The 13,839-nt window shown below is 40.7% G+C and carries 8 protein-coding genes; all 8 read right to left on the reverse strand.

Annotation, left to right across the window (positions count from 1 at the left end; genetic code table 11):
* Positions 1-107 precede the first annotated feature (107 nt).
* The 8 genes from HMPREF1516_RS06635 to HMPREF1516_RS06670 all read right to left on the reverse strand — a co-directional run bounded on the left by HMPREF1516_RS06635 (position 108) and on the right by HMPREF1516_RS06670 (position 13,833).
* Complete coding sequence (locus HMPREF1516_RS06635; RefSeq protein WP_033606120.1) at positions 108-947, reverse strand: thymidylate synthase; 840 nt, start codon at positions 945-947, stop codon at positions 108-110.
* A gap of 98 nt (positions 948-1,045) precedes the next feature.
* The gene (locus HMPREF1516_RS06640; RefSeq protein ID WP_000078550.1) at positions 1,046-2,005 is read right to left on the reverse strand and encodes an ROK family glucokinase; all 960 of its coding nucleotides are present in this window, start codon (positions 2,003-2,005) and stop codon (positions 1,046-1,048) included.
* A gap of 100 nt (positions 2,006-2,105) precedes the next feature.
* On the reverse strand, positions 2,106-2,906 hold the full coding sequence (locus HMPREF1516_RS06645; protein ID WP_084647655.1) for an excalibur calcium-binding domain-containing protein: 801 nt from the start codon (positions 2,904-2,906) through the stop codon (positions 2,106-2,108).
* 96 nt (positions 2,907-3,002) lie between these two features.
* Positions 3,003-4,724: an aminodeoxychorismate synthase component I gene (gene pabB, locus HMPREF1516_RS06650; protein ID WP_033606121.1), complete on the reverse strand. Its 1,722-nt coding sequence runs from the start codon at positions 4,722-4,724 to the stop codon at positions 3,003-3,005.
* Between the two features lie 74 nt (positions 4,725-4,798).
* The gene (locus HMPREF1516_RS06655; protein WP_033606122.1) at positions 4,799-10,732 is read right to left on the reverse strand and encodes a ZmpA/ZmpB/ZmpC family metallo-endopeptidase; all 5,934 of its coding nucleotides are present in this window, start codon (positions 10,730-10,732) and stop codon (positions 4,799-4,801) included.
* 2 nt (positions 10,733-10,734) lie between these two features.
* Positions 10,735-11,298, reverse strand: coding sequence for a TIGR01440 family protein (locus HMPREF1516_RS06660; RefSeq protein ID WP_033606123.1), 564 nt, complete (start codon positions 11,296-11,298; stop codon positions 10,735-10,737).
* A 109-nt stretch (positions 11,299-11,407) separates the two neighbouring features.
* On the reverse strand, positions 11,408-13,099 hold the full coding sequence (locus tag HMPREF1516_RS06665; protein ID WP_033606124.1) for a cache domain-containing sensor histidine kinase: 1,692 nt from the start codon (positions 13,097-13,099) through the stop codon (positions 11,408-11,410).
* A complete protein-coding gene (locus tag HMPREF1516_RS06670; protein WP_033606125.1) occupies positions 13,096-13,833 on the reverse strand; it encodes a response regulator transcription factor in 738 nt (245 codons plus the stop codon). The genes HMPREF1516_RS06665 and HMPREF1516_RS06670 overlap by 4 nt, the downstream gene beginning before the upstream one ends.
* Between the last annotated feature and the right edge of the window lie 6 nt (positions 13,834-13,839).

Genomic DNA, 13,839 nt, shown 5'->3' on the forward strand with positions numbered 1-13,839 from the left:
GACAGCTCAAAGCACTGCTTTGAGGTTGTGGATAGAACTGACGAAGTCAGTAACCATATCTACGGTAAGGCGACGCTGACGTGGTTTGAAGAGATTTTCGAAGAGTATTAAATAGCTAGGTCAAACTTCAGCTGTGGCTTAACCGGATCATAGTCAACCAACTCAAAGTCTTCCGCTTTGATATCAAAGAAATTAGTCCCATCAGGAACATTCAAGACCAAGCGTGGTTGGCAGTTTGACGGCTCACGACGGAGCAATTCCTGAGCTTGTTCAAACTGATTATCATAGATATGAAGGTTGTTGATAAAATAGAAAAACTTCCCAACCTTCCAGCCGAAATGCTTGGCAATCATCATCTGCAAAGCTACGTACTGCATGGCGTTAATGTGGTGGGCCACCAGCATATCATTAGAACGCTGAGTCAAGGTCGCATCCAGATAGATGTCCCCATCAACGCGACGGACATCAAACATGGTCTGAAAGGCGCATGGAAGGAGGCCGTCCGTCTCCTCAAATGCTTGGTAATCCCAGAGAGAGATGATATTGCGACGATTCCAAGGGTTGGCTTCCAACTGCTTGAGTATCTTGTTGATGATATCGTGTTTCTTAACGACCGCACCGTAGCGCTCACCGATGGTTCCCGTATCTCCCACTTCCCAGTCATTCCAGTAGTGAACATTGTACTTGTTATTCAGCACTTCTAGGCTATTAGACTGATCCTGGTAGATCCAGAGCACTTCTTTGATGGCGGATTTGATCGCAATGGGACGCAAGGTTGTGATGGGAAATTCGCCCTTAGATAAATCATACTCGGCAAAGGAACCCGTTACGTACTTGGAGTTGGCTACGGTCCCATCCTTGTACTTGGGACGAGCCTGCTCAGAAAAGACACCGTCTTTGAGGATTCGTTCAATATTTTCTTTAAAAATCGTATCAGCTTTTGTCATTTACTCTCACCTCATTTATTGTCCTAACTAGTATAGCATAAAAAAAGAAAGGAGGAAAATCACTGGCTTTAAAGTAGTGTTTTCTCCTTTTTATTATCTTATTGCAATACAAGTGATGCTGCTCCGATAACTCCAGCGTCATTTCCTAGAGTTGCAAGAGCCAATTTAGTAGATGTGCGTACTTGTGGGAAGGTATTTTCGTCGTAGACTTTTTGAACACCTTGGAGAAGGAATTCTCCTGCAGCTGACACCCCACCACCGATAACGATTGTTGATGGGTTGAGGATTGAGCCGATGTTGGCACAAGCGATTCCCAAGTAACGTGAGAAGTTACGGTAAACGATCAAAGCAAGGTCGTCCCCTTCTTTTGCAAGGTCAAAAACAGTTTTTGCTGTTACTTCTTCACCGTCGTCTATCAAGCGTTTCAAGGTTGCATCGCCTTCGTATTCATCTGCATAACGACGAGTCAAGTTGACAATCCCCGTTGCAGAAGCAACTGTCTCAAGACAGCCTTTTTTACCACAGGTACATGCGATTGGTTGGTCAAAGTCAACAGTGATGTGGCCAAGCTCACCTGCTGCACCAGCAACACCGTGGAGCAATTTTCCTTCTGCCACGATACCGCCACCAACACCGGTACCGAGTGTCATAAAGACAACGTCCGGTTGGTTGTCACCAGCACCCATCCAGCGCTCACCAAGAGCAGCTACATTGGCATCATTGTCGATGAAGAATGGAATACCCAAGGCTTTTTCAATCTTTTCTTTAATTGGTTGAAGGGTTTTCCAGTTTAGGTTGTAGGCACCGATAACAGTCCCTTTTTCACGGTCAACCACACCAGGCGACCCCATTCCAATGCCTCGAAAGTCCGTAGCTGACAATCCAAGCAAGTCCAAACGATGTTGAATAGACTCAATCATATCATCTACAATATGGCTTCCTTCGTCCAAAATATTGGTCTTGATAGACCATTTTTCTTGGATTTCTCCCTCTTGAGTTAAAATTGCAAACTTGATAGATGTTCCACCAAGGTCAATCCCAATAATCTTTTGACTCATCGTCTTCTCCTTTTTAATTGAAAATGCTTACAGATATAGTATAACAAAATCGTCTGTTTTGTGCAAAGGTTTGCATTAACTTCCTAGAAATTATTCTGATTTATGGTTTCCAAAGGCCAGAACCATCTACGTAGTATCTGCCACCATCAACTCGCTCATTCTTTGCCATTTTACCATCTGATTTCAAATAGTAATTCCCTTGCCAAGTATTACGAGCGTATGAACCATCTGATTTCAAGTAGTACCAGGATTGATAAGAAGAGTCATATATCCACTCACCTTGTGCCATTTTACCGTTCGATTTGAGGTAAAAATCTCCTTGCCAAGCATTTCTTGCATAGGATCCATTTGATTTCAAATAATACCAAGCTTGATATGATGAGTCATAGATCCATTCATTTTGTGCCATCTTACCATTTGGTTTAAGGAAGTAGCTTCCTATCCATGTGTTTCGTGCATATGAACCATCCGATTTGAGATAGTACCAGCCTTTATAATATGAGTCATAGATCCATTCACTCTGAGCCATTGTACCATTTGATTTGAGATAGTAGTCTCCCTTCCAAGAATTTGTTACTGGATTACCATTGTCAGAATAATAATACCAATATCCATCCTGCTTAACCCATCCACTAGAAGAAACTCTATTCTGTGGACTAGACTGGCGTGGTTTAAAGACTCCCCGAGGTGCATTTGCACGTTCACAAGCTATCCCATCACCATCACGATCTAGTTTAGATGAGTAGCCAGGCTCTCCTCTATGAATATCAGAATAACCATTTTCCCATGCTTCTTTACAACTAGAAAAATGAATATTTTCTTCTGCACTAACCGGTTGAGCAAACAAACCTAAAACTGGAAGAACAGTAAAAATCGCTTTCAGCAAAATTGTTTTTTTCATCATTTCCTCCTAATAAAATGACATCGTTTTCTTTATATTTTATCAAACTTAATTCAACAATTCAACATATCCATTATGTTTTTTAGTTTATGAAGTTTATTTAGAATTCACTTCCAACTCATACAAACCTCTGACTGCGTTACAGCCATAGATAGTTTCCGCTTGGTTCAAGTCTGCCAAAGTCAGAACTTTTTCCTCTACCTGTCCTGTTTCCAACAAATGCTGGCGGTAGATTCCTGGTAAAATTCCTTGACTGATGGGTGGTGTGTAGAGTTTACCATTAATTTTTAAGACCAGATTTCCAATAGAGGTCTCAAGCAGTTCTCCTGCTGCATTATGGTAAATGATTTCCTGTTTACCTAGGCTTAAATGTGGTCTGTGAGTGGTTTTGAAGTAGGTAAATGCTTGTTGCAAATCAGCTTCTTGAAGGCAAAGTTTGGCTTGGCAGAAGATCGGACTGAGGGGTGTTAAGATTTGGCTACTGAGTTCAATCTCTCCAGATTTGCTGAGAGAAATTCGCAAGCGGTAGTCGTGGTGGAAATCACAAGCTTGACACTCTTCATCTATTTTTTGTATCAAGTCTTCTGGATCAAAAGGATAAGCAAAATAACGACTCGCCTTTATCAGTCTTTCCAGATGTTGATCTTCAAACAGCAGGCTCTTCTGGCTGATTTTCCCCGTTGTAATCAGTTTGAAACGAGCTTGTTTACGATAGAGAACAGCTGCTTTTTGATGAACTTCACGGTATTCAGATTCCCAGGTGCTATCCCAAGTAATCCCTCCGCCAACTCCATAGATTGCTTGGCCCTTGTAGAGTTGAATGGTCCGAATGGCGACATTAAAAATCCGTCGCCCATTTGGAAGCAAGAGACCAATCGTTCCACAGTAAACTCCACGAGGTTGTGGCTCCAAGTCCTTGATGATTTCCATGGTCGCAATTTTCGGAGCTCCCGTTATTGATCCACAAGGAAAGAGAGAGCGAAAAATGGCAACCAAGTCCACATCCTCTCGCAACTGACTCTTGATGGTCGAAGTCATCTGCCAAACAGTCGAATACTGCTCCACTTGGCACAGACGCTCCACATGCTCACTACCCACTTCAGAAATACGGTTCATATCATTGCGCAAGAGATCCACAATCATCATATTTTCAGAGCGATTTTTAGGATCTTGCTCCAACCAGCTAGCTTGGGCAAGGTCTTCTTGGTCAGTCAGTCCCCGCTGGGTTGTTCCCTTCATTGGGCGAGTCGTTAATTCCCGGTCATTTTGCTCAAAAAAGAGTTCTGGACTCATGGAAATCACTGCCATCTCATCATGTTCAACATAGGCATTGTAACCCGCCTCCTGTTCTACCACCATGCGATTGTAGATAGCAAAAGGATTGGCACTTAAGTCTTGCTTGAGTTGGACAGTGTAATTTACCTGATAGGTGTCTCCCTGTCGCAAATGATGGTGGATCTGGGAAATAGCTTTTTCATAGTTCTCTGCAGATGTTTGTTCTCGCCACTTTGAAGGCAGATTTACTTCCTCATAAGTCAGAGGAATAGGGGATGTTTCCACCCTATCGTGAACGGTAAAGTAAAGCAGGTACTCTGCCAGTAAAGGAGCTTTATGAACTGCTAATTTCTCCTCAAAAGCAGGTGCAGCCTCGTAACTGACGTAGCCCACCACATAATAGCCTTGTTCTTGGTAGCTTTCCACTTGTGCCAGCAGGTCCGTCACTTCTGCTAAATCTCTCGTTTTTAACTCTTTGATCGGCTGGGTAAAGATGTATCTCTCGCCCAAAGCTTTAAAATCAATCACTGTTTTTCTATGCATATCTTAAGTATAGCACAAAAAGGCAGATACAGACAAAGCTGATCTACCTTTTTTCATTTTACTAGTCCTATCTACTATTTAGTGAATAAATCTCCAGTAAATCCGTCTGATTTCTGCAAGAGTTGTTTGTAAACTTTCCATTTAAGATTCACTGTATTATCAAATTTATTACCTTGAAGGTCTTTTTCAACTGCAGCATCGAATAGCTCTTGAAGTTTTTCATATGTTGAAATCTTTTGACCATCAATTTCAATTTCTACAAAACCTTTCTCAGCTTTAGCTCTGACTTCTTTATACCATTCTTTCTTCCACTCTTCTAATGTATTAAATCTACCTTTAGAAACTTTTTGGATGATAAAGTTATCACCTAGACCTACGTTACCGGCTGCTTTAGATTCTTGTTTATACTTGTTAGATGCATACCCTAAGAATCCATCAAGGTAACCGTAGTAGCCCCACATACGGAATGTATTGTGTTTGAATGAGATTGAGCCAGCCGTACTCTTACTTGTGTTACCACCGTAAATACCAGTCATCATATTCACAACAGTATAAGCAGAATCGAATCCTTCAGTACGGTAATGACCATTACCTGGTAGCCCGTGTTTAGTAGCGAAGTTGTTATCTACAAGTTGATCAATAGCTGTCAGTTTCATACTCTTCTCATCATCATTTAAATCACGAACTAAATCCCATTGGTGTGGTGCACCTTCTAACTTATTATAGCTCGCTTTTTCGCGATATTTCTTATCGATTTTCTTGAACCACTTATCGTTAGTTCCAGTATTTTTCTTGATGACAGATTCTGCTTCTAAGTAATCAAGCATCATCATTGATTCGTTATAGTTCTTCATGTAGTGATCAATCTTCTCACGACTACTTAACATATTAGGATCATAGTTATAAATTTGTGTACCATCATTTTTACGTTCGTACGCCATATTTAATCCAAGTGAACCATATTCACCATTATAGTTTGTAAGAGATGGTGATTGTAGCATACCTTGAGCAAATGATTCAATATCTGTCCCTTCACGGTGACGCCATGTTCCTAAGTAGGCCATACGGTCATTGATATGAGTCGTTTCGTGAGTGAATGCAGATGTACCATAATCACTAATTATACTAGAAATGATGTAGTATACAGCTTCTGAATTTTGTGGGTTAGAAAAGATATAAGCATACGCACCCATACCGTTATATCCGTGCCATTTACCTGTAGGTCCATAGAACTCACGAACTGGAGCATAGTCACCATTCTTATTATGACCCATTCGGTCAGCCCATCCATTACCTGGAACATCTTGGTTATCCCAAATTGCTGATGGAACCATATTTTCAGATTTCAACAATTGATTACGTACATTATCAGCAGCAAGTCTTGACCAGAAGTCTAAGTAATTAATTTGCTCTTGTGCACGTAAATTGATTTCTTTCTTAAACGCTTCACGTTCAGATTCTGTATTCTTACCATATTTCTCAAATGCACTAAACGCTAGCGTATTGTACGTTGAAATTAAGAACATGTGAGCCTTCTTCGTATTAAGAAGTGGTAAAATGTATCGACCATGTTCACCGTTATTTAAGTTTTCATATAAGTGATATTTCTTATTAGCAAAATCAGGGTTAGATGATTGTTTCTCAACTACATAGTTAGTATGAGAAATAGCTTTCTTATACCATACATTCATATCAGTATCTTCTGTAAAGAGTTTCATGTTATATGTTAAGAAGTCATTTAAATTACCTTTACCTGTTGCTCCCGCAATCACATCACGATAAGCATCTTGAGTTCGATCCCCTTTCAAGAAATGTTCACGTGAACCAATTTGAATCAATCTATCGATAACGCTAACGTTCTTACCATAAAAATCAGGCTTGAACATCATAAGGTCTTTAATGCTCATATCATTGTATTTAAATCCATAATAACGATTTAAATAAGTAAGACCCATCATAATCTTAGCTTTATTGTCTTCCACTTTTTTAAGAAGAACTTTCATAGCCGCATCATCACTATTCAATTGATGGTCTTCGTTTTCAACTAAAGCTTTGACTAATTTATCTAAATTAGCTTTCGTTTCTTCAAAGCTTTCTTCAAGGAACAAGTTACGAATGTAATTGTTCTTATGATTGTCACTATTCTCAGCTGGTTTGTTACGTTTGTCCATTAACGCACGCACTTCAGGTGAAATCAATTCAACACCTGCTAATTTTGCTTTAATATCGTTGATTAATTGTGTTCTATCTTTAACAACCATATTCGGTGTATAAACGACGTCACCAAGACCTTCGATACTATATTCACGAACTTGTTGGACTTGAGAATCAGCTTTACGTGTGACAACTTTTTCTTCCTTAGTACCATCAGCATAATGAATCATAATATGATCAACATCTGACAAGTCAGTTACAAATTGCCCATCTTTCATACCTGTCACAGATAATACTTCTGTAGTTAATAATTTAGATCCTTCAGGAGTCTTATTACCTTGATTCACAATCCACTCTTTATTGTAGAACGGTTGAAGTTTTTCAACATTTCGGTAAGCAAGTTCACGTTCTGCATTATAATCTTGAGTAGTTTTGTACGTGTCTTCTTTATACGCTACGTGATTTAATTTATCAGTCAAATATGGTGTGATTTCATATTTATCGGCTGTGATATTGAACGAAGCAATCCGTTTATCCGCTTCTGCTTGGTCGACACCCTTAATCTGTTTTGAACGGTTATAAGAAACGTTACCTGATGCAACATCGTTCACATACACATTGTTCTTGAAGTAATCAAATCCGAAGTATGGGTCACCTGAGTCAACTGACCCTGAACCATACATCATTTCACCATTTGTCACTTTCATCATGCTGACGTTATTTTCAACCCAACCCCAGTCATAGTTTTCGTGAATTAAACCACCGCTTTGATTATTGGTTTTGAGTGTCAATGTCCCTTTGACCACAGATTTAGTTAAACGACCTTTTTGTTTAACATCATTTGGATTTCCACCATGGTTGACTTTGGCAATCAATCCACCAAATTTAGCATTGTTGGCTTTAATGTCAGCTTCAACATAAGAACTATCTACATTGCTTCTCCAGCTTTCACTTACGAGTCCACCAGACCACCAACCTTTGTTACCTACGCTTTCGATTTTACCGATAAAGGCTACATTACGCATATTGGATTCATCTAGTTTGTTGACCATACCTGTAACGTCGTTATTACCAACCACATTACCCGTAACCTTAATATTCTCAATCGTTGAGTTCTTAAACACATCTCCAAGTGGAGCTGTTTTATCAGCCCACGGCATATTGATATTCACATTACCAAAGTTGATGTCATGAATATAAGCATTTTCAACACGGTTGAACAATGGTCGAGCTAGATTGTGAATGGTATAACGTTTATCACCTTCACTATACAACTTACCTTTAAAAATGTTCGTCAAGTATTGTTTATTCGGAGTCGGAACATTTGCTGCATTAAGATCCGCACCAAGTTTAAACTCACCCGTTGGGTTAGCTTGCATATCTTTTACAAGCTCATTGAAGTTGTAATATACATTACCTTCTTTTAATTTTTGTTTTTCAAAGTAATGAACATACTCTTCACTGAAAGTATCATCTGCTCTACGTTGAACTAAGTTTGGAGCTTTTGCTACCACTTTGTACAATATTTTTCCATCGACAACCACTTCTTCAACAGAACTTACCGTAAGTCTTGTTGTCTTATTATCATGAGTTGTCACTCGTAAGTAAAGTGGAGCAACGTCTGTCGGTTTTTCAGTAAGTAAGCTCTTATCTGTTTCAACACCAGCATCATCCACACTCATCAAGCTTGTTTCTTTGATATTTTTGATTTCAACTTTTTTAAGGTCAAGTCTTAGCGGTTCTTCTTTCAGAACTTCTTCCTCATCACCCTCACCACGGTCATAAACCATCTTCGTTTCAAGTTTATAATCCTTGTAGTACTGTAAATCTGTCAGGGTAGTTGTCAAGTCGTCTGGTGAAACATTCAAGGTTTTGACAATCTCATCACCTTTTTTCAGAGTTAAGGTAATAGATTTAATGGCTGCCTTACTTGGATTTTCTAGACTATACTTAACATCTGAAGTACGCTTCAAATCCTTAGGCTCAACTGCTGTGATGGTCAATACTGGTTTTTCAAAGGTCTTGGTACCACGTTTCAAAATTTTGTCTTGAGGTGCCTCAAGAATTTCCTCTGTAACTTTTGGAGCGTCCTCTATTTTAACTCCCTTAATGGTATTAAAGGTCTTGGTGATTTTTTTCTGGCCTTCTTTTCCTTCTTGAGCTACAACTTCTAAGCCTTTTTTCAGTTGGTCATCTTCTTTAACAACTTCCTTAAATGGAATCTTTTCAAGACTTTCTTCTACAAGAGTTCCTTCAATTGGTTTAGTCCCACGACTTACCTGTTGGTTTACAGGCTCCTTGGTAACTTCTGTGCTAGTTGAAAGAACTTGGTCAGTTTTAACACCTTCTACTGTTTTATAAGTTGTTTTAGTAACTTGACTACCTTTTTCACCATTTCTTACGACAGTTTCTTCGTCCGTATACTTGGTTGGATCCTCAGTCGTTTCAGTTTTGTAGTCTAGGTCTGTAGTCGATGTTTCAACAAGGGTTCCCTCAGTTACCTTGTACTCAGGTAACTGTTCTTGTACAAGAGCTTGACCTACTTTACCTTCCTCTTGTGTACCTTTTACTTCTACTGGAGCATCTGGTAATACAGGTTGAGTTAAAGCTTGACCTTCTTTGCCAGATTCTTGAGTTCCTTTGGCATCTATCGTAGCTTCTGGTAAGGATAGTTGTGTTAAGGATTGACCTACTTTACCTGCCTCTTGAGTTCCTTTAGACTCTACTGTAACCTCTGGTAATTCGGGTTGCGTTAAAGATTGACCTTCTTTGCCTTCTTCTTGCGTACCTTTAGCTACTTGGTGAGTTGGTTCAGCTTGTGGTACTGGAGTTGGAGCAGGTTGCACCTCTTTCTTAGTTCCGACTGCAATGACTTGCGACACAGGTTTTCGAACCACTTGGTCTTCGATGACTTCTCTAACTTCTTGACCGTTAACCATCGAAACTTTGGTTACAAGACGACGCTGACCATTTACTCCGGCTGTGACGATACGAGTCTGTCCTTCTGCTAGATTAGCATCTGGGCTTGTGACCGTTTCAAAAGGAATCTCTACCAAGCTCTCTTCCTGTCTAGCCTGAGGCTTCTCAGAAACTGGTTTTTCTTCAACCGCAGGCGCAACTGGATTCTCTACTACAGATTTTTCGACGGCAATTTCCGAAGCAACAGCAGGTCTTTCCTGAGCTACTTCTGTTTTCTCGATTTCTTTTGAACTTTGCTTTTCTACTGGCAACTGAGACTTTTCAGCTGAAGCTGGTCTTGATGGATGGAGTTCCGCTTCCTTGAAGTAACCGATGTACTCATAGCCATCAATATGAATAATCCCTTCAGCCAAGCCTTCATGTGTAGAGGCTGAAATAGTTTGGTTATAAGAAAGCAATTCCTTATTTTCAAAAGCAAATGTCCCATAAGGAACAAAGGTGCTAGCTCCTAAAGAACTAATCAAGAGAACACCTAGAACTTCTCTACGACCTTTTTTGGACACCAAAAAGACTGCTAGAGAAGCAGTTGCCAAGCCAAGACCTGCCAAAGCTAGTTCCTTACTTCCTGTGTAAGGAAGTTGTTGACTGTTAGTTGCCTTCTTACGATAAACTACATAAAGAATATCATCATCTTGAAATTCTGTTGGAACCTCATGGTGAATCAAGGCTTTTTCAGACTCAGTCAATTCCTGCTCCGCCAGATAACGGTAATGAACGCTATGAGCTCCGCCAACTTCATTGGCTTGCACCTTATCTACTGAAAGGGTACTAGCACCAAAAAGGAAGGCCCCGATGGCTACAGGACCTACCCCAACAGTTAGCTTACGAATCGAATATTTGGTGATTTTTTCTAGTTGTTGTTTTGTTTTTCTCATTCTCACGACTTTCTGATAGAATCTTCTGGATACTGCGCACGCGCACCTCCGATTAGTTTGGGACGACTTGCAAGAGCCGTTACATGAGCATGCCCAATTTCTCTCAAAAGAGGGCGAATCGGAACCTGAACATGCTTGACATGCATGCCAATTGCAGTGTCTCCGATATCCAATCCAGCATGAGCCTTGATGAATTCGACCTCAACTGGATCCTGCATAAACTTAAAGGCTGCCAACTGACCCGAACCTCCTGCATGAAGTGTAGGAAGGACACTGACGATTTCCAGACCAAACTGCTCTGCCACCTGACGTTCAACAACGAGGGCTCGATTGACATGTTCACAACCTTGAACAGCTAGATGAATTCCTTTTTCCTCTAGGATATCTAGGATGGTTTTCACGATGATTTCCCCAATTTCTTGACTGGATCCCTTGCCAATCTGACCACCCATCACCTCACTAGAAGAAAGGCCCAAAACAAAGATAGCCCCTTGCTTCAAATTAGCCTTTTCTATTACATCTTCTACAATCTGGCCTGTTGCTCTTTGAATGTCTTTTTCCGTCATACTTGATACCTCTTTTGTCACTATCTATCATATCTTTTTTTACTGATTTTATCAAGACCAACTAATCATTCTGATTTTTAAAAGCAAAACTCCCAGAATAGACTGGGAGTTAGCTTGTTGCGATTTTATTGAGGTATATTTCAACTATCGTTCCTTTTTCGGGTGCAGAATCAATCTTCATCTGGTAATTGTCTCCAAAATGAAGTTTGAGTCGTTGGTCGACATTTTGAAGGCCAACTCCCCCACGTTTGAGCTGACTTTGACTACTATCGCCAGCAGCTTGGAAACCAACACCATCATCCTCAATGCGGATGACAAGCCCTGTATCCTTTTTCTGAACAGAGACTTTAATATGGCCCTGACCTTCCTTCTCCTTAATGCCATGGTAAAGAGCATTTTCTACAAGAGGTTGTAACACCAGCTTGGGCAAGACTAGGTTAGCAAAAGCAGGATCTTCATCAATCTCATACTGCAGCTTATCACCATAGCGTTGTTTCTGGATAAAGAGATACTGGCGGACATGATTGATTTCATCAGAAAGAGAAATCAAATCCTTTCCCTGATTGAGCGCCAAGCGGAAATAGGTTGCCAAAGACTTGGTCACCTGAACCACTCGCTGACTATCCTGAAATTCAGCCATCCAGATGATAGTATCCAAAGTATTGTAGAGGAAATGGGGGTTAATCTGGCTTGACAAGGCTTGAAGTTCATACTGACGGGTCGCTTCTTCCTGCCTGCGAATAGCTGCCATCAGCTGATCAATCTGATCCAACATGGCATTAAACTGGCGAGTTACTACTCTCAGTTCATAGGCACCAGCTTCCTTAGCACGCAGATTTTGTGTACCAGAAGCAATTTCCAGCATGGTTTCTCTTAGGTCCTTCAAAGGGGCAATCCATCGTTTGAGACTGAACCACACCAAGCAGAGACAGGCAAGAAGAGATAAGGCACTAGCAGCAAGCAAGGTCCACATGAGTTGACTCCGAACCTGGTCTAACTTCTCCAGTGAAGACACGCCTATAACCGTCCAATCAGTTCCTGCAATCTTTTCCTGACTCACATAGGATTGGTGGTCTAGAGTATAACCCTGCCCTGTCTCAATGTAAGGTTTCATGGCCTCCATTTCGCTAGACGAACTATAAACTGTGTGTTGAGGATGGTAAACAAATTCATGGTTTTCATTGATAATAAAGGCAAAACCCTGCTGGCCTAACTGGAGTTGGTTGAGATAAGCTTCCAAGGTTTCGTAAGAAATGTCTAATCGAAGCACCCCAAGATTGGCCCCCTCTGCATCAACCAGTTCCTGAGTAACAGAAATGACCCATTGACTGTCTGATTTACGAGCTGGTGTCAAAACTGGCTTAGCTCCCTGATGAATGGCCTTTTGGTACCAGTTCTCAGCCATCATATCAGAGGAAGTTTTCATCTGCACACTATCATCTGTAGAAATGACCTGACCGGATTTAGTCACTAGCACAACAGTTTTCAGGTCCTGGTCTGCCTTTAAGATGGTCAAAAACAGATTTCGGATTCCCTTGACCTTGTCTTGACTGGGATTCTCAGCATAGGCTAGGACTTCCGTCTGCTGGGTCAAACTGGTCGAGGTGGTTTCTAATTTTTTGATATAAGACTGGATAAAGTGGCTAGTTTGACTGATAGTCGTTTGACTATTGCCTTCAATGGTAGCCTCAATGGCTGAAGAACTAGATTGATAGTAGAAAGTTCCAACCAGAGCTAGGAGAATGAGAAAGACCAGAAAGATGGAGATAACCATTCTGACTAAAAGAGAAGAACGCTTCATCGGCCTTCCCCTTTCTTAAACTGACGAGGTGTCACACCTGCAATCTGTTTAAAACGTTGAGTAAAATAGTTCATATCTTCAAAACCAACCTTTTCGGCTATCTCATAAATCTTTAAATCTGTGGTCAGAAGCAAGAGCTTGGCTTGTTTGACACGCTCTCTCACCAAATAATCCTGAAAAGGCAGGCCCAACTCTTTCTTAATCAAGGAACTCAAATAAGTCGGACTAAAACCTAGGTCACTGGCCAAAGACTTTAAACTAAATTGACTATCAGCCAGATGAGACTGGATCTTCTGAGCAATATTTCCCTCAAACTTATCAGTCAATAAATCTTGTAACTGCTCTTCCTTTTCTTCCTTGTCTAGTTTTTGCTTGATTTTCCCCAACATTTCCTCAATATCCTGACGAGAAAAGGGCTTGAGCAGGTAGTCATCCACACCTAGTTTGACAGCAGACAAGGCATAATCAAAATCACCGTAACCTGTCAAAAAGACCAAATGAACTTGTGGATAGGTTTCTCGTACCAGACTGGCCAACTGGATGCCATTTAGCTGAGGCATGTTGATATCGGTTAAAATGATGTCTGGCACCTGCTTTTGAATCAAGTCCCAAGCCTGTCTTCCATTTTCAGCCTGACCGATGATCTCCATATCGTAGGCTGCTACATTGACCAGCTTGGTCAAGCCTTGTCTTACTAGATATTCATCCTCTACGATTAAGATTGTGTAGGTCATGCTCTG

Source organism: Streptococcus sp. CM6, assembly GCF_000526095.1.
GTDB classification, from domain to species: Bacteria; Bacillota; Bacilli; order Lactobacillales; family Streptococcaceae; genus Streptococcus; species Streptococcus oralis_BW.